Origin of the sequence: Faecalibacterium sp. Marseille-Q3530 (genome assembly GCF_017377625.1) — a bacterium.
GTDB classification, from domain to species: Bacteria; Bacillota; Clostridia; order Oscillospirales; family Ruminococcaceae; genus Faecalibacterium; species Faecalibacterium prausnitzii_E.
Genome location: NZ_JAFREH010000006.1, coordinates 20825 through 38699 on the forward strand (window position 1 = coordinate 20825; position 17875 = coordinate 38699).

16 protein-coding genes and 1 tRNA gene are annotated in these 17875 nt (G+C 61.5%); 5 read left to right on the forward strand and 12 right to left on the reverse strand.

What is annotated here, in order from left to right; all coding sequences use genetic code 11:
• Positions 1-45: 45 nt before the first annotated feature.
• A complete protein-coding gene (locus J3350_RS06670) occupies positions 46-597 on the reverse strand; it encodes a biotin transporter BioY (RefSeq protein WP_097791460.1) in 552 nt (183 codons plus the stop codon).
• A gap of 182 nt (positions 598-779) precedes the next feature.
• Here J3350_RS06670 and J3350_RS06675 point away from each other — a divergent pair, with 182 nt between their 5' ends.
• From J3350_RS06675 to J3350_RS06690, 4 genes are all read left to right on the forward strand, one after another.
• Complete coding sequence (locus J3350_RS06675; RefSeq protein ID WP_207686111.1) at positions 780-1355, forward strand: hypothetical protein; 576 nt, start codon at positions 780-782, stop codon at positions 1353-1355.
• A 136-nt stretch (positions 1356-1491) separates the two neighbouring features.
• Positions 1492-1983 (forward strand): RNA polymerase sigma factor, encoded by a 492-nt coding sequence (locus J3350_RS06680; protein ID WP_097791462.1) that lies wholly within the window; start codon positions 1492-1494, stop codon positions 1981-1983.
• Positions 1970-3139, forward strand: a complete 1170-nt coding sequence (locus J3350_RS06685) for a DUF4349 domain-containing protein (protein WP_207686112.1) — start codon at positions 1970-1972, stop codon at positions 3137-3139. Before J3350_RS06680 ends, J3350_RS06685 begins: the two co-directional genes overlap by 14 nt.
• A 106-nt stretch (positions 3140-3245) precedes the next feature.
• Positions 3246-3322: transfer RNA gene (locus J3350_RS06690), tRNA-Met, on the forward strand.
• Between the two features lie 220 nt (positions 3323-3542).
• Here J3350_RS06690 and J3350_RS06695 read toward each other — a convergent pair.
• The 11 genes from J3350_RS06695 to J3350_RS06745 all read right to left on the reverse strand — a co-directional run bounded on the left by J3350_RS06695 (position 3543) and on the right by J3350_RS06745 (position 16638).
• A complete protein-coding gene (locus J3350_RS06695) occupies positions 3543-4502 on the reverse strand; it encodes an AEC family transporter (protein WP_207686113.1) in 960 nt (319 codons plus the stop codon).
• A 3-nt stretch (positions 4503-4505) separates the two neighbouring features.
• Positions 4506-6044, reverse strand: a complete 1539-nt coding sequence (locus J3350_RS06700; protein ID WP_207686114.1) for an ATP-binding protein — start codon at positions 6042-6044, stop codon at positions 4506-4508.
• 17 nt (positions 6045-6061) lie between these two features.
• Entirely contained in the window at positions 6062-7492 is a 1431-nt protein-coding gene (locus J3350_RS06705; RefSeq protein ID WP_207686115.1) for a VWA-like domain-containing protein, read from the reverse strand.
• Positions 7493-7524: 32 nt separating this feature from the next.
• Positions 7525-8595 (reverse strand): leucine-rich repeat protein, encoded by a 1071-nt coding sequence (locus J3350_RS06710; protein WP_207686116.1) that lies wholly within the window; start codon positions 8593-8595, stop codon positions 7525-7527.
• 177 nt (positions 8596-8772) lie between these two features.
• Positions 8773-9165: an FMN-binding protein gene (locus tag J3350_RS06715; RefSeq protein ID WP_097791467.1), complete on the reverse strand. Its 393-nt coding sequence runs from the start codon at positions 9163-9165 to the stop codon at positions 8773-8775.
• Positions 9166-9196: 31 nt separating this feature from the next.
• The gene (locus tag J3350_RS06720) at positions 9197-10855 is read right to left on the reverse strand and encodes a glutamine--tRNA ligase/YqeY domain fusion protein (protein WP_207686117.1); all 1659 of its coding nucleotides are present in this window, start codon (positions 10853-10855) and stop codon (positions 9197-9199) included.
• Positions 10856-10988: 133 nt separating this feature from the next.
• Complete coding sequence (locus J3350_RS06725) at positions 10989-11921, reverse strand: ROK family protein (RefSeq protein WP_207686118.1); 933 nt, start codon at positions 11919-11921, stop codon at positions 10989-10991.
• A 286-nt stretch (positions 11922-12207) separates the two neighbouring features.
• Complete coding sequence (locus J3350_RS06730) at positions 12208-13794, reverse strand: mannitol dehydrogenase family protein (protein ID WP_207686119.1); 1587 nt, start codon at positions 13792-13794, stop codon at positions 12208-12210.
• A gap of 8 nt (positions 13795-13802) precedes the next feature.
• Positions 13803-14903, reverse strand: coding sequence for a mannonate dehydratase (gene uxuA / locus J3350_RS06735; protein WP_097791471.1), 1101 nt, complete (start codon positions 14901-14903; stop codon positions 13803-13805).
• 281 nt (positions 14904-15184) lie between these two features.
• Positions 15185-15859, reverse strand: coding sequence for a GntR family transcriptional regulator (locus J3350_RS06740; protein ID WP_097791472.1), 675 nt, complete (start codon positions 15857-15859; stop codon positions 15185-15187).
• 134 nt (positions 15860-15993) lie between these two features.
• Positions 15994-16638: a phosphatase PAP2 family protein gene (locus J3350_RS06745; RefSeq protein ID WP_207686120.1), complete on the reverse strand. Its 645-nt coding sequence runs from the start codon at positions 16636-16638 to the stop codon at positions 15994-15996.
• A 220-nt stretch (positions 16639-16858) separates the two neighbouring features.
• Between J3350_RS06745 and J3350_RS06750 the strand changes: the two genes are divergently transcribed.
• Positions 16859-17764: an HAD-IIB family hydrolase gene (locus J3350_RS06750; RefSeq protein WP_207686121.1), complete on the forward strand. Its 906-nt coding sequence runs from the start codon at positions 16859-16861 to the stop codon at positions 17762-17764.
• Positions 17765-17875 lie beyond the last annotated feature (111 nt).

Here is a 17875-nt window from a genome sequence, read left to right on the forward strand (position 1 = left end):
ATGATCCTCCGGAGAACGCCGGGGTTTTCTCGTTTCTTTTGACCATCAGGCCATCTTCAGGACGCCTGCCTGCACCAGACGCTTGCGCAGCAATGCGCCCACGACGCAGGAGACCACGATCTTGGCGAGGTCCAGCGCGATGAAGGGATAGACGCACACCGAGAGTGCGTAGCCCAGCTCACACTGCATCTGGAACACGAACCATGCCGTGCCCAGCACATAGCAGGCCGCGTCGCCCAGCACCAGACCGATGCCGGAGACCACCGGGTTGCCGTTGCTCTTCTCGATGAACAGGCCGCCGATGAGCGCCAGCAGCAGGTAGCCCACCAGATAACCGCCGGTGGGGCCGGCGAGCTTGGCCAGGCCTGCGCCGTAGCCGGAGAAGACCGGCACACCGATCAGGCCGATGCACAGATACACCGCCACGCTCAGGGTGCCGAACTTGGGGCCCAGCAGCCAGGCGGTCAGGCAGATGACAAAGTTTGCCAGCGAGATGGGGACGGCTCCGATGGGCACCGTCAGCGGGCCAAGAACACACATCACAGCTGCCATCAGCGCCGTGACTGCCATTTGATACGTCGTCAGTTTCTTCTCCATGATTTCCCTCCGATATTCGGGTCGATATTGTCGTTGTTGTCGGTCACGCTCGCCAGTATACCCCGGCCCGCCGCAAATGGTCAACACAAAATTTCAGCCAGGGTTTACAATCCGCGATTTCGCTTGCCAAACGGCCCGCCGCCCACTATACTGGAAGCAGAATCTCCAAGGAGGCGTATCACATGGGCGGAGGACATCTTTCCCGGCCGGATTTCGGGATGCCGCAGCCGGACCCGGCACACCCGCTGACCGAATTTTACCTGCTGCTCCAGCATGGGCTGGACCGCGAGGGCGTGTTTGCGCTGCCCGCACTCTGGGCAGACTTTCAGGCACCGGCCCGGCGCATCTACGCCGACGAGGCCAAAGCCTTCCTCACCCTGCGCGAAACGCCCGGCGCGGCCAGCACGCCCCTGCTGGCACCCCGGACTTTGCAGCTGCTTTACAGCAGCCTTCACGTCCTGCCCGACGGCACCCCCGCCGCCCTGCTGCTGACGGAGGAGTGCACCCGCACGGTGTATGCGGTGCAGCTGCTGCCGCCCTTCGTCTGGGAGGACCCGCTCCCGCCCCTGCCGGACTGCGCGGCGGCCCTCACGCTCACCCTCACGCTGCGGGATGTGGAGGCCATCGACACCGACCCCCATGCGCTGGAGCAGCGGCTCTGCCGGGAGCCGGGCGACAAGCACTGGCTTGCCCACCCCAAGGCCGAAGCCTTCCTCGCCGGGCGCATTGCGTTGCTTCAGCGATTGTACAAACGTTGAATTTTTGTTATACTCTTTTTATTCTGCGATGCAATAATCGGGACCTCTCAGCCGTGTATCCGGTAGAATGTCCCACTGGAACCAACGATTTCCAGCAAACCCCGGCCACCGGGGCTTCAAAGGAGTGTAAGACGATATGGGACAGTTGACCAAAGACGAAGTTTTTGCGCTGGCTGTGCAGCGATACAGCGACGCCGTCTACCGAGCAGCCTACCACAATTGCAGCTGCGCGGCGGACGCCGAAGATGTGGTGCAGGATGTTTTCGAAAAGCTCCTGAACTACGACGGCCGCTTTGAGAGTGAGGAGCACCTCAAGGCCTGGCTGCTGCGTGTCGCCATCAACCGCTGCCGGGACCTGACCCGTGCAGCGCGCCAGAAGGACACCGAACTGGATGAGAATATCCCCGCGCCCGACCAGATGGAAGACGGCAGTGTGCTCGATGCGGTGCGCACCCTGCCGGAAAACTACCGCAACGCCGTGTACCTGCACTACTACGAAGGATACACGGCTGCGGAAGTGGGCCGGATGATGGGGGCTCCCACCAATACGGTGCTCAGCTGGCTGCGGCGGGCCCGCGCACAGCTACATACGATGCTGAAGGAGGAGATCGAAGATGAGGTGGTATGAGTACAAGATGGAGGTCGATGACGTCCATGCCCCGGACGACCTGAAAGAAAAGCTGCTGGCCATGCAGAAGGCCCGGCAGGCCGAGCAGGCCGCATCCGGCACCACCCTCAAACCCCAGCTCACCCCGGCCCCTGCACCGGAAAAGAAGAAAAAGGCCCCCCTCCGTTTCCCAGTCAAACGGGCAGCGGAGCTGGCCGCCTGTGTGGCGCTGTGCGGTGTCTGCCTGTATGGTGCCGCGCTGAGCAAAAGCAGTTGGAACGGTGTCACCCTGTTCTCCGGCGGGTCTGCGCCCAGCACGGCAGCCGCCTACGACGCCGCACCGGAGCTTGCCACCTATTCTCTGGACGGCGGTGCAGACACCTACGGCACCGGCAGCGCCGAACGCGCCGTGCGTGGTGCCGGCAGCGCCGACCTGCTGACCTCCGGCAATGTGGAGGGCGAGGACTCGGCTTCCGGCACGGTGGACAGCGCTAAGATCGTCTACACGGCCGATCTTTCCATCGAGACGCAGGACTTCGATTGGTCCCAGCAGCAGTTGAACGAAACGCTCAGCGATGTGGACGGCTATATGGAGTCCAGCAATGAGTACACCGACAGCACCGACAACACCCGCACCCTCTCGCTGACCCTGCGGGTGCCGGAGAGCGCTTACAGCGCCTTCCTGACATCTGCCGAAGCCGCTGGCAGCGTGATCAGCCGGAGCGAGAGCGCCGACGATGTGACCACCCAGTATCTGGACATCGAGGCCCGGCTGGACAATCTGACCGCCCAGCGCACCCGTTTGCAGGAATTGCAGGCCAGCGCGGACGCGCTCTCCGACCTGCTGCAGATCGAGTCCTCCCTGAGCGACGTGCAGTACCAGATCGAGAGCTACCAGAGCCAGCTGAACTGGTACGCCAATCAGGTGCAGTACTGCACCGTGAACATCACCCTCAACGAGGTCGAGACCCTGACCTCCACCGGCAGCAGCTTCGGTGCCCGACTGGCCGACGCCTTCCGGAACGGCTGGTCGAACTTCACCGCCGGGGTCCAGACGGTTCTCGTCTTCCTCATCGGCGCATGGCCCGCCATCGGCATCGGTATCATCTGCGGCGTGGTGTTCTACAAAGTCCGCCACCCCCGCAAAAAGCAGCCCCGCAAGCCTGAAGCGAAGTGACGACCGGAAGATTCGAAAAAACTTTCGAAAAACACTTGACATCTTCCCCGCTCTGTGGTATTATACTTGAGCAGTCAGCGAGAGGCCGACAGCAAAAAGTAAATAGCGCGGGGTGGAGCAGTCTGGTAGCTCGTCGGGCTCATAACCCGAAGGTCGTTGGTTCAAATCCGGCCCCCGCAACCACCAAGCATCTTGAAATTTTTCAAGATGCTTTTTTTGTTGTGTTTTTATTTTAATACAAAAAAGTGAGCCGCTGTTTTACTCCCTCAGTCACGGCTTCGCCGCGCCAGCTTCCTCGATGAGGGAGCCTTAGCGCAACGGCAAGCTGTAAAGCCTCCCTCTGAGAAGGAGGTGGCATCGCGGATGCGATGCCGGAAGGAGTTTTGCAGCAGCTCTTTTTTATTTATACGATATAACCCCGGCTCCTCGCCCAGAAGACCCAGAAGGTCAGGGTCAGGGCGCTGAAGAAGGTGGTGGTGACGCAGACGCTGCCGGTCAGGGTGCCTTCGTGGCCCATCTGTTTGGCCATGACGTAGCCCGCCGGGGTGGTCACACTGCCCAGCATGACCATCAGCGCCACGAGCTTCTGGTCCACAAAGCCCAGCCGCACCGCCACGGGCAGGAAGATGGCCGGCAGGAGGATGAGCTTGATGACCGTTGCAACGGCCGTGGGCTTGAGGTAGCCCAGCGCCGCGCGACCCTTGAAGCCCGCACCGATGGCAAGCAGGGCCAGCGGGCTGGTCATACCGGCCAGGCTGGAGAGCGTCTTGTTGGCCATGGCGGGCATGGGCAGGCGGAGCAGGCTCCACGCAAAGCCCGCCGCGATGCCCAGCAGGATGGGGTTGGTCACGATGCCCTTGAGGCTCTTGACCAGCTTCTCCCCCATGCCGCTCCGGGCGTCCTGCGAAGGGCTTTCCAGCGTGAGGATGACGACCGCAAAGATGTTGTACAGCGGCACACTGCCCAGGATCATCAGGCCGGACAGGCCGGAGGTACCGTAGATGTTCTGGATAAAGGCCGCACCGAGGATGGCCGCCGAAGAGCGGTAGCTCGCCTGCACGAACTCCCCCACGATGTGCTTATCCTTCAAAAAGAGCCGGGCCAGCCCCCAGATGACCAGAATGCTTGCTGTGGTGACCGCAGCGCAGAACAGCACATAGGGGCCGTCGAAGCTGGCGCGGACGTCCATGGTGGCAAGGTCCCGGAACAGCTGCACCGGCAGCGCCACATGAAAGACGAACTTGTTGGCCATAGCCACGAAGTCGTCGGTGAGAAACTGCCTGCGGTGGAGCAGGTAGCCCAGCAGCATGAGGAAAAACAGCGGCATCGTGCTGTTCAGGCTGAAGACCAGACTTTCCAGCATGGCTCACATTCCCCCGTGGCGGCGCTCTTCCGCCGCCAGCTCCTGCTGCAATGCCGCTTTGCGGTGGTCGAGCAGCAGGTCCTTGTTGTACTGGAAGTACCGGGGGCAGCCGTTCTCGGTGATGAACGCATGGGCGGCAGGGGCCAGCGTCAGCTCAGTGACGAAGACCACCATCTCCTGGCTCTCGGCAAAGGCCTGCTCCATAAAATCGAAGGCCGCTTCCAGTGCGCTGGCTGCCGCCTCCTGTGCGGCATCCCGCTCGTCGGAGAGCGACTGGAACTGGGTGCGCAGCAGGTCGAAGGCTTCCTGTGTGCCCGCCGCCTTGGCGCGGCGCAGTTCCGCCTCCCACTGGCGCAGGACGGCATAGACCTTGAGCCGGGTGGCCAGCGCGTCGCGGCTGAGCAGACCCGCCTCGCGCTGGCGCCGGGTCTCGGCGTCGTAGTCGGTCATCATCTGGTTGAACAGAGTTGCCGGGCCATCCGGGATGTCATCGGGCAGGGTCGCAAAGCCCTGTTTGGCCTCCCGCAGGAAGGCATAGCAGGCATCGGCCGCAGCATCGGCCCGGCGGGACGCCGTGAACCGGTTGTTCAGGCCGGACAGGAGCAGGCTGACAAGGCTCAGCCGCTCGTCGAAGGGCGCGTTGAGCAGGCGGGCGAAGACGGCGGGCCTGGCCTGCCCGGCCAGGATCTCTTCCACGCCGTAGTCGTCGCGGTATTTGTAGTAGAGGTCGAGGTAGGCCGAGAAATCCTCCGCGATCTTCTCATGCTGGATGTACTGGCGGATGAGTGCCTCGTCTGCCTTGAGGCCCAGCGCCTCGTAGGTATCCAGCAGATTAGAAAGGTCCTCCCAGCCGCGGGCGGTGACGAACTGGGTGCCGTCCACATCGGCGTTGATCTGATAGAAGTTCTGCGGGTGGAGATCGAGATAGCTCAGGATCGCGCTGTGCAGGTGGGCAGCGCGGGCGTAGTCCTTCCAGACCTGTAGATCCGGCTCGATGTCCATCCGGCGGACACGATCCAGCGTGACGAGGTCGAAATCGCGGACCGATTTGTTATATTCCGGCGGGTTGCCTGCCGCCACGATGACCCAGCCCGCCGGGACGGCCTGGTTGCCGAAGGTCTTGCACTGCAAAAATTGCAGCATGGTGGGGGCCAGCGTCTCGGAGACGCAGTTGATCTCATCAATGAAGAGGATGCCCTCCTTCAGGCCGGTGGCCTCCATTCTGGCGTAGACGCTGGCGATGATCTCGCTCATGGTGTATTCCGTCACCGAGACGTCTTTCCCGTCATAATGGCGCTGGCGGATGAAGGGCAGGCCCACCGCGCTCTGGCGGGTGTGGTGGGTGATGGTATAGGCCACCAGCGCCACGCCGCACTCCCGCGCCGCCTGTTCCATGATCTGGGTCTTGCCGATGCCCGGAGGGCCCATCAGCAGGATGGGGCGCTGCCGGATGGCCGGGATGGCGTATTCGCCCAGCGCATCCTTGGCCAGATACGCTTTGACGGTGTGTTCGATCTCTTCTTTGGCTCGTTTGATGTTCATAAACGTTCCTCACATCCTCAGGTGTTGTTCAGTTCGCGGCAGGGGTCGTCCTCGTCGTACAGCGCCTCGGCAAGGGCCGACGCGGCTCTGGCAGACGGGCCTGCAAATTCTTCCTCGTCCAGCACGACCTTCATGGCCCAGGGCGGGACATTGGCGTCATCGAAACGGTCGCCCAGAAACAGGAACGCCGTGTCATAGGCCGGGCGGCGGGCCGGGTAGGTGCCCATGCCGTCGGTGAAGTAGAGCAGGCCCCGCAGGTTGGAGAACTTCTTCTCGGCGCAGAGCTGGCTGACGTATTCGAACGCCGGGCGGAAATCCGTTCCGCCGCCGCCCCGCAGCTGGAAGTGGTTCATCGCATGGATGAGCTCGTCCTCGTTCCGGACCAGAAGGTCCTGCCGGATGGCGTTGTCGGCCTGGATGAGGTGCAGGTTCATCCGGTGGAAGAAGTTCTCCCGCCCTTTCAGCAGGGTGTAGGTCTCGGCCAGAAAAGCCCGGACCAGCTCGCCGGAGGTGGAATAGCTCGTATCGATGACGAGGGCCAGTTCCTCGATCTTTCGGCTCTCCCGCGTTTCCAGCGGCTCGATGAGGGGCAGGTTCCCATAGACGGACAGGCCGTAGGTGTAAAAGTTCAGGTCGAATTCGTCGGGGTCGAGGTGGACTTCCTCCCGCGTGACGCAGAACCGGCGGAGAAAATCCCGGTAGCTGCGGCGGCTGCGGTTGGCGGCTTTGACCTGTTCCTTCAGGTTGTCGGCCCCCTCGCCCGCCTCCTTGTCGCGCAGTTCCAGTTCGGTCTGCATCCGTTCGCCAATCTTCTGCCAGGTCTTCTGGGGCAGCGGGGTCGACATCTGCTGGGGCTGTTCGGGGGCGTCTTTCGGCCAGAGGCGGTGGTCGTCGGTGCAGAACTCCCGCTCCCGCTGGCGCAGCACACCGGGCGTCTGCCGGACCAGCCAGCGGTACGCCGGGGCCGCTGCCACGACTTTGCCCTCTTCCGCGATGCACTGATAGGCGTTCTGCCGCACATAGGTCAGCGGCCGTTTGACGCTGCTGCGGTTCAGCCCGTCGATGACGTTTTCCACCGCGATATCACAGGCCAGGCTCCACAGACGCGGGTCGCGCTTCCCTTTCATCCAGAGATGTCGGAATACGCAGTGGAATATCGTATGAAGATACAACCGGTTGAGATACTTCGGATTCTGCTGATAGAGCCGCAGCAGGGCGCTGGGCTGGTAGCAGAGGATGCGGCCATCGGTGGCCAGCACGCCGCACCGCTCATCTGGGGTGGGCGTCAGCGCCGAAAGTGCCAGGTCGAGAAAGCGGAAGTCCAGATACAACCCGCTGCGCACCACAGCCAGCACCTCACCGCCCATCCGCACCTGCCACTCCTCGTGGGTCTCCGGGCGCTTCGATTCAAACGGCTTGCGGGGGTCGAAAAATGTTTCTTTGGGCATCGTTTCACCTCACTTCCCCTGCGGGAAAGGGTTCAAAAGTCAAAATCATAGCGTTTCCGGTTCGGCTTTGCGGCCTGCCTGCTGTGGGCAGCATCGGCCAGCAGGGCCGCAGCAGCAGCCTGTTCGGCCTGAACGGCCAGCGCTGCGGCCTCGGCAAACCCGGCCGCGTCCAGCACATCCAGCGCCAGCAGGGCCTTCAGGCTGTCAAGGTCCTGCGCCTTCAGCAGCCGGGCCACGACCCGGCCCGTGTTCGCCTTGAGGAACGCGGTGTAGGGGGCCTTTGCCTGTTCGGTCAGGCCCCAGGGCCAGCGCAGACGGTCGAAGCAGAGCATGGCCATGATATCCTTGTCCTCGGAGGCGTGGCCGTCCGGGAAAATAGCGTCGTATTCTGCGCAGAGGATTTTTCCGTCCAGAAAACACTGCCGGTAATGATATCCCTGACCGGAAAAGGTGTGCAGCAGGATATGCGCCGGGGATTCCTCCACATCCTCCCAGTAGGCCGGGTACCACAGGCCTGCGCGGGGGGCCGCCTCGCCGGGGCACCAGAACAGCGCCCGTACGGCCTCGGTGATGTTGTTGACGAGCGCGAACAGGCCGGTGGCCTGCTCCGGGTCGGCCCGGACGATGAGGTCCGCCAGTGCGAAGCAGTTCAAAAAGACATCGCTGCCCACGGTCAGCTCCCCCGCCCCCACGGACAGGGTGCGCAGCCTGCGGCAGTTGTAGAACGCGCAGCTCCCGATGACCCGCAGGCTGTCCGGCAGGACGGCTTCTTCGAGGAAGTTCCCGCAGACGGGGTGGAGGTCTTCTTCGGGCGCAGCGCCAAAGTCGAGGTCATAGCGGCGGTGCTGCCCGGTCCGGTCCCGGCCAAAGGCTCTGGTCAGGACGGCGCTGCCGTCTTCCCCCACTGCGTAGCGGCAGACCGCGTCCGGGGCGGGCAGGTTCCGGGGCGATTCGGAGAAGCAGTAGTCCCCCAGTTCGGTGACAGCCCAGCTGCCGCCCTCCGGGGCCGGCAGCACCGACGGCAGGGCGATGCAGGGGGCCTCCCCATAGGCCCGGACAAGGCGGGCCGTGGTATCGGACAATGGTAAAACATCAATGTACATAGGCATCCTCATGCTGCCCGCGAACACACGGCGAAGCAGCTTGCAACAGAAGCGGATCTTTGCCCCCGACTGCCAATGGCTCGCCCTTTGGGAGAGCTGGCGAGCGCAGCGAGACTGAGAGGGTCACAAAAAAACTGCTGCACGCGCAGTTGCCGTGCAGCAGTTGGGAGAGTGCGATCACTGTGCGGCCTGCGCCAGACAATCATCCATTGCGGCAAAGACCGCGTCACTGGTCATGGTGCTGCCGGTCACGGCATCCACACCGGCGGTGCTGCCTGCCTCTTTCAGGCTGGCTGTCAGGCTTTCCGCCGCCTTGCCGCCCAGTTCCGGCGTCTCGCCCGAAGCATCAATATCGACATTCGTCACTTTACCGCCGGTGATGGTCACGGTGACCGCCACATCGCTCAGGCAGCCTTTGGCGCTGGCCGTGTAGGTGCCGTCGGTGTAGGTGGCCGCGTTGTCTGCGGCAGGCATCGTGCCGGTGTTGGCGATATACAGCGACAGCACCACACCCAGAACGATATCCAGCAGCACCATCACGAGGGTGCTCCGGCTCATGTGTTTCTTCATCTTGTTGTATGCTCCTTTGGCAGGTCTTGGTTTATTTTGCAGGCTTGAAGCTGTCGCGCAGGGTCACGACACGGTTGTACACGCCAGGATTCTTGGAATCCGGGGTGAAGAAACCGGTGCGGACGAACTGGAACTTTTCGCCGGGCTTGGCGTCCTTCAGGCTCTCTTCCAGCTTGCAGTGGGTGCGCACGGTCACGCTCTCCGGGTTCAGGTAGTCCTTGTAGTCGCTGCCCTCCGGGATGGCGTTCATGTTGGCCTCGGTGAAGAGCTTGTCGTACAGGCGGACCTCGGCGTCCACGGCGTGGGCGGCGCTCACCCAGTGGATGGTGCCCTTGACCTTGCGGCCGTCGGCCGGGTTTCCATTGCCGGTCTCGATGTCAGCAGTGCAGTGGATGGCGGCAATGCTGCCGTCGGGGTTCTTCTCGACGCTCTCGCACTTGACGAGATATGCACCCATCAGGCGGACCTCGCCGCCGATGGTCAGGCGCTTGAACTTGGGAGGCGGCACCTCGGCGAAGTCCTCGTTCTCGATCCACAGCTCGCGGGTGAACGCCACCTTGCGGGTGGTGGCATCGTTGGCCTCGCGGTTGGGGTTGTTTGCGATGTCGAAGTATTCGGTCTTCTCTTCCGGGTAGTTGTCGATGATGAGCTTGACCGGGTCCAGCACGGCAATGCGGCGCTGCGCGGTCAGGTCCAGCTCACTGCGGATGCAGGCTTCCAGCTGGCGCATGTCGATGAGGTTGTCCGACTTGGAGATGCCGGCCTCACGCACGAAGGTAAAGATGGAAGTCGGGGTGTAGCCGCGGCGGCGCAGACCGCACAGGGTCGGCATCCGGGGATCATCCCAGCCGTCCACGATGCCCATTTCCACCAGCTCGCGCAGGTAGCGCTTGCTCATGACGGTGTTGGTCATGTTCAGGCGGGCGAACTCGCGCTGCTTGGGGAACTCGGTCCCGAAGATGTTCTCGATGACCCAGTTGTACAGCGGGCGATGGTTCTCGAACTCCAGGCTGCACATGCTGTGGGTGATGCCCTCGATGGCGTCCTGGATGGGGTGGGCGAAGTCGTACATCGGGTAGATGCACCACTTGCTGCCCTGGCGGTGGTGCTCCGCATACTTGATGCGGTAGATGGCCGGGTCGCGCAGATTCATGTTGGGGCTGGCCAGGTCGATCTTGGCACGCAGGGTCTTTTCGCCCTCCTGGAACTCCCCGGCGCGCATCCGGCGGAACAGGTCCAGATTCTCCTCCGGGGTACGGTCGCGCCACGGAGAGGGGCGGGAGGGCTTGCCCGCGTCATTGCCGCGGTACTCGCGCATCTCGTCGCGGGTCAGGTCGTCCACGTAGGCCTTGCCTTCGAGGATGAGCTTCTCGGCGTACTCATAGCACTTGTCGAAGTAGTCGCTGCCATAGAAGATGCCGCCGTTGGGGTCGGCACCCAGCCAGTGCAGGTCTTCGATGATGCTGTTGACATACTCCTCGCCTTCGCGGGCGGGGTTGGTGTCGTCCAGACGCAGATTGAATTTGCCGCCGTACTGGTTCGCGATGGACCAGTTGATATAGATCGCCTTGGCGCTGCCGATGTGCAGGTAGCCGTTGGGCTCCGGCGGGAAACGGGTATGGATCTCGCTGACCTTGCCCTCGGCGAGGTCGGCGTCGATGATCTCGGTCAAAAAGTTTTTATCAGCCATGGTGGAGTTCCCCCTTCATCCGGGCCAAACCGCCCGGTACTGCTCATGATTCAATACCCATTATAATACACCATTTTTCGCTTTGCTTCAAGCTAGAAATACAAACCATCGAAAAACAGCTGCTCTAGGCACTTTATTTCTGCGGGTAAAATGCGTTGAGGTAGCTGACCAGCGCACCGATCTGGTTGGCTTCGTTGTGGAACGCGCAGGGCACGATCTCCGGCCGGGGCAGGCTGCGGGCCTGCTCCTCGCCGAAGGGATGGCCCTTCAGGATCTTTTCCTCATACACCCGGTCGAGGGTCTCGATGAGGAGGGGCTGGCCGCTGATGCCGCCGCCGATGGCCACCTTTTCGAGATCCAGCAGGACGCTGAGGTTGTAGATCTGCACATCCACCGCCATGCAGAAGGCTTCCAGCACTTCCAGCGCCTCCGGCTCCCCTGCGTTGGCCGCATCAAAGAAGAGCCTGCCGTTCATCGGGGCATCGGCAGGCAGCTGCCTGCGCACCCGGTAGGCATCCAGCAGCGCGGAGGTGCTGCACTGGCAGGCCATCGACTTTTTGCCGTCGCTCCAGGCGTCGGCGTTGGTGTTCATGAAGCTGTACTCGCCCGCGGTGAAGTCCCGGCCGCGCACCAGCTGGCCGTTGACGATCAGACCGCCGCCCACGCCGGTACCGATGACGAACACCGCCGCGTTGCTGCACCCCTGCAGCGCACCGCGCTGCAGCTCGGCAATGGCAGCTGCCTTGCCGTCGTTTTCGATCCAGACCTTGCAGCCGCAGAGCTCGGCCAGGCGCGGGCCCACCGGGGTGCCGATGTTATAGATGATGGAGGGCGCACCGCCGCCCCGGACCACACCGTGCTCGGCGTCGATGAAGCCGGGCAGGCTCAGTGCGATGCCGTCCACCTCGTCCCTGTGGGGGCGGTAGAGCTGCGCCAACGTTTCGAGAAAGTGCGGCTGGCTGTCGCTGGGCGTCGGGATGCTGCCGGACTCGTACCGGTTCATCGCATCGTCCATGACCGAGTATTTGATTTCGGTGCCGCCCACGTCAAAGATCATGACCTTCATGCTGGTTTCCTCCCGGTTCCGTTTTTTCTTATTATGGCAAAAAATCGGCTATAAGTAAAGGCATTTGCCGGAAATTCCACCCTCTCCGTCAGCGCTCACGCGCTGCCACCTCTCCCGAAGGGCGAGGTTTTGCCGCAGCGGCAACATATACAGCACAAAAGCTCCCCCATCGGGGGAGCTGGCGAGCGAAGCGAGACTGAGAGGGTATAAAAAATCCCACGCTGCGGCAAAGCAAAACGCAGCGTGGGGGCGAAGATAGCTTAACTTAAAAAGAGGATGTCAGCGCTCAGCGGGCGACGACGTACTTGTGCAGGGTCTTGCGGACTGCGCCGTTGCCAGCGTACAGCTCCTTGACCATGCCCTCGATCTGTTCACCCAGACCGACCGCATACAGGTCCACACCGAAGATGTCGGCGCGGCTGTACAGGTTCTTCAGGCAGCTGAAGTCCTGCTCGCCTTCCTTGACTTCCAGCGGAGCCACGATGGCCTGCAGCTCGGCCAGCATCGGATCGGGAGAGATCTCAAAAGCCTTGCCGTTGTCATCGATGCCCTTCAGGTAGCGGGCATAGCCAGCCAGCACCAGCGGGATCAGGACCAGATTGCTCTTGTCCAGGCCGCGGGCCTCGTAAGCCTTGATGGTCTCGCCGAAGCGGATGGCCAGCTTCTGGGAGGTATCGGTAACGATACGCTGGGGTGCGTCGGGCATGAAGGGGTTGGGCAGGCGGCGGTTGATGACCGCGCCGATGAACTCGTAGGGGTTCAGGACGCCCGGATCGACGACGACGGGCATGGCCTCGATGTAGCCGATCTTCTGGATGAATGTGCGCAGGTCCTCATCGGCCATTTCGGCAGAGATGAGGGTGTAGTCCAGCATGCAGCCATAGATGGACATGGCGGTGTGCAGCGGGTTCAGGCAAGTGCAGACCTTCATCTTCTCGATCTTATCGACGGTCTCGCGGTCGCAGTACAGAACACCGCCCAGCTCCAGCGGAGGACGGCCATTGGTGTAGTGGTCCTCGATGCAGAGATACTGGGTCTCCTCGGCGTTGACGAAGGGAGCAGTGAAGGTGTGCTTCTCGGTGACGATGGTGTAGTTGTCCTCAAAGCCGTCGTCGGCCAGCATCTTCTGGACCTTGGCGTCGGGGCGCGGGGTGATTTTGTCGATCATGCTCCAGGGGAAGGTGACCTTGGTCTCGTCCTGCACATAGGCGAGGAACTCGGCGGGCACCAGGCCCTGCTCGACCCACTTGGAAGCGTAGGTGAAGACGGCATTCTTGACCTTGTCGCCGTTGTGAGAGCAGTTGTCCATGCTCTGCACGGTCAGGGGCAGCTTGCCGGCCTTGAAGCGCTCATACAGCAGAGCGGTGACCTTGCCCATGGCCAGAACGGGGGTCAGGCCGCGCTCCAGGTCCGCAGGAGCCACGCCGTAGCCCTTCTCGGTGATGGTGAAGGAGATCATCTGCAGGCTGGGGTTCTGGAAGATCTCGACCAGACGTGCCCAGTCCTCGGTGAAGGAGGGGTCTGCCTTCAGGCTCTCGGTCACGGAGGCCACGACCTTCTTCTCGATCTCGCCGGTGGACTTCAGGCAGACCAGCAGGCTCAGGTTATCGTAGGGGCGGTAAGCCTTGTCGATGATCTCATAGTCGAAGCTCTCGGCCACGATGACACCGCGGTCATACTTGCCGCTGTTCAGGGCGTCGTTCAGGACGGCTGCAGGGAAGGCGCGGAAGATGTTGCCTGCGCCGAAGTGCACCCAGGTCGGCTCTGCATGGGTCTTGGCCTTGACGGCCTCGACATCGAACTTGGGCAGCTCGTAGCCTTTTTCTGCCCACTCGGCGGACAGATTGCCGTTTTTGATATCAGACAGCTTCATTTTGATGCTCAGCCTTTCTTTTTCTCTTCATCCAGACGGTCCAGCAGATCCCAGACGCCCAGCATATACTGGATGCCCAGAGCACGGTCATACTTGCCGTAGCCGGGGCGGCAGTTGCCGGGGCCTTCCTCCCACAGCTGACGGCCGTGGTCGGGGCGGATGTAGCCCTCGTAGCCGCCGTCATGGTAGGCGCGCAGGATCTCGATGATGCCGGTCTCACCGCAGCAATCGCGGTGGGCAGCCTCGGAGAAGTCGCCGTTGGGGAAGTGATGGATGTTGCGGATGTGTGCGAATGCGATGCGGTCGCAGTGCTTGCGGACGATCTCAGCAACATTGTTGTTGGGGTTTGCGTTCAGGCTGCCGGAGCACAGGGTCAGGCAGTTGTACTCGTCATCCACCATGCTCAGGAAGCGGTCGATGCTCTCAGCATCCACCAGCAGGCGGGGCAGGCCGAAGATATCCCAAGGGGGATCGTCCATGTGGATGGCCATCTTGATGTCGCACTCGCGGCAGGTGGGCATGAGAGCCTCCAGGAAGTACTTCAGGTTCTCCCACAGCTTCTCCTTGGTGACGGGGGCATAGGCCTTGAACAGCTCGTCCAGCTTGGCCATACGCTCCGGCTCCCAGCCGGGGAAGGTCATGTTGTACTTCTCGGTGAAGCCCAGGATATAGTCGGCCATGGCCTTGTAGTCGTTCTGGATCATGTCCTTCTGATAGAACAGAGCGGTGGAGCCATCGCCGACGGGGTGGAACAGGTCGGTACGGGTCCAGTCAAAGATGGGCATGAAGTTGTAGCAGATGACCTTGACGCCGAACTTGGACAGGTTGCGGATGCACTGCTTGTAGTTCTCGATATACTGGTCGCGCGTCGGCAGGCCGATCTTGATGTCGTCATGGACGTTGACCGATTCCACAACGTCCATATCGAAGCCGTAGGCGTGGATCTGGTCTGCGACCTTCTGGATCTCATCGACCTCCCAGATCTCGCCGGGCATCTTGTCGTGCAGTGCCCAGACGATGCTGGTCACGCCGGGGATCTGCTTGATGTCGTTCAGCGTGATGGGGTCGTTGCCCTCACCATACCAACGCCAACCCATTTTCATAGGCATAGGGGTTTCCTCCTTATGTTGCTTTGCTTTTTCGTCCGCAGCAACCGCTACGGCACGTCTCTGCATATATTCTAATATATCAGTTCCAACTTGGCAATTGACGTTTTGACATTTTTCAGAGTTTTTTCTTGTATACTTTAGACAAAAAGACGACCACACAAAGGATTTTCCCCTTTTTGCGGCCGTCAAATACACGATTTTCTTGCTATTTTTTTGTCAATATCGGCAATTTCCAGTTTCTCTCACCGCCGGGCTTGCAAACAGCGGAGCAGGCGGGACGTTTACCCTTCAATAAAGTAATCCGGATGGATAGCTCTGGCCTGTTCCACCGAGAGCTTATAGCGGTTCAGGTGCTCGTGCAGGGCGCGGCCGACATCGTCCTCGCTGCCGTGGAGGACGGCCTCCAGAATGCGGGTATGGGCCCCGCAGACGGATTTGTTCTCGTCGGTCTGCAAGCTGAACTTGCGCAGCCGCTCGATGTGCTGGAAGGTGGACAGCATGTGGTCGAAGTGCGCCTCCATGCCGCACAGCTCGAACGCGCGGCGGTGGAAGGCGTTGTCAAGTTCCAGCATCCGGGTCTCGCGGTTCTCGGCGCCGGAGTCGCTCTCCAGCACACGGTACTGCTCAATGAGCAGGCGGTAAGCCCGCTCCTGCTCGCCGGTCAGCCGCCCGCGGATGTGGTTCAGGATCTCCTTTTCCAGCGTATAGCGCGCAAACTGCTCCATCTCCATGAGCGTCAGGTCGATGGGGGCAACATAGGTGCCGCTCTGCGGCTTGATGGTGACCATGTGAGCGATGTTGAGCATGATCAGCGCCTCCCGCATGGGGGTGCGGCTGATGCCCATTTCCTGCGCCAGTGCATGGTCATTGAGCTCATCGCCGGGCTTGAGTTCCATTGTAATGATACGGCTGCGGATGGTCTCGTATGCAGCCTCCCGTGCACTCCGTACTGCCATCGTAACGTTCTCCTTCTATCCACCAAAACAATTCCGGTCGCTCTTTGATATATTAGTGAAAGACCAGTTTTATTTTACCCCCGAAGCGCACCATGCGTCAAGGGGATTTGGACATAAAATGCAATTTTTTCTTGTCAAGCCGTTTTCTTCGTCTTTTTAGCATAAAGGACCGGCACCCAGACGGCCACCAGCGCCAGACCGCAGACCACATCAAGGATGGAATGCTGTTTTGTGAAGACGGTGGAGGCACAGATAAGGGCAGCCCACACCCAGGCCAGCACCTTCAGACCGGGGCGGCCTTTTGCCAGCCTGCTCTGAGAGAACGCCAGCGCCATGCAGCCGGAACTCTGGCAGTGGATGGACGGGCAGACATTGACCGAGGCATCCGCCTTCCAGAGGAACTGCATGATCTGCATCGCGATGTTGTCGCGGCCGACGGCCTCCGCCGTGGGGCGGATATCCAGACCGTTGGGCAGTACCATATAAAGAATGAGGCAGAAGGTCATGCCGGAGAACATCATCAGGCAGAGCTTGTCGTAGCTTTCCGTGTCGTTCCACCAGAGCAGCGCTGTGACCGCCGCCAGCAGCAGAAACCAGCTGCAATACGGGAAAACGAACCACTCATTGAAGGGGATGAAGTCGTCGATGGGGCTGTGGATGATGTACTTCGGGTCGGTGATGGTCAGGTCCAGCCAGAAAAACCAGACCAGATACACCACCCAATATGCCTGAAACCACAGATGCGGCTTCAGGCGGGAGCGCAGCGAGCGTGTATTCATGTATTTTCTCCTATAATTTTGATTCCGCAACGACCTATTTTATCATAATGCGCCGTATTGCGCAAATGGAATTTTTACGTTAAAATGAAAAAGATCATGTTCTACTCGATACAACCTCTCCGTCATTGCTACGCAATGCCACCTCTCCTTGCAGGAGAGCGGTCGGGCGGATGCGAGACGAAGAGGTCGTACGAAGGAAAAGCGAACCAAAGGAGCCTTTATGTCAAACACCACTTCTCCCCGCCTCGTGGCCCTTGACCTCGACGGCACCCTTCTGAACCATCAGGGGCAGGTCACACCCCGCACCCGGCAGGCTATCGCGGAGGCAGTCGCCCGCGGCATCGTGGTCCTGCCCGCCACCGGGCGGCCGCTGTCCAATCTTCCACCGGTCGTGGCCCAGCTGACCGGCATCCGCTATGCCATCACCTCCAACGGTGCCGCCGTCTGGGACCTGGGCACCGACCCCATACGCGCCGTCTACAGCCGCTACTGCAATGCTGCCGAACACCACATCACCGAGCCGGTCTCCCTCATCGCGCGGCCCATGCCGGTGGAGCTGGCGCGGGAGGCCTTTGCACTTTATATGGAATACCCCGGCGCGATGAGCGTCTTCTGCGATGGCCGCACCTACCGCGACACCGTCGCCATGGAGCGGTTCGCCCGCCGGAACGCCCGGCGCGGCTCCACCGAGGCCCGCCAGCCCAACGACGGCCGGTTCACGGTCGTGCGGGACCTCACCGAGTGGATGAGCCGCCACGCCCACGAGGTGGAGAAGTTCTGCATGTTCTTCGATACAGCGGAGCAGGCGCAGGCCGCCCTCCCCCGCTTCCGGGCCCTTGCCGGGGCCGAGGTCGTGCAGGGCTCGCCGGACAACATCGAGCTTACGGCGCAGGGGGTGGACAAGGGCACGGCCCTGCTGGCGCTGGCCGACCTGCTGCACATTCCCCACGAAGCCACCGTGGCCGTGGGCGACAGCGAGAACGACCGCGCCATGCTGGAAAAGGCCGGCATTGCCGCTGTGATGGCCAACGGGATGCCCCACATCCAGGCTCTGGCCGACTTTGTGAGCGCGAACGACTGCGACCACGACGGCGTGGCCGAGCTGTTTGAGCGGCTGGGGCTGTGAGCGTTCGGCATTTTTGTGCAATGTATACAAGCTCTTATGCAAAACATTGTGCTTGTTGAGCATTACCAAAACCCCCGCTGTCGTTTATACTAATATTACGAGCGTATGGTG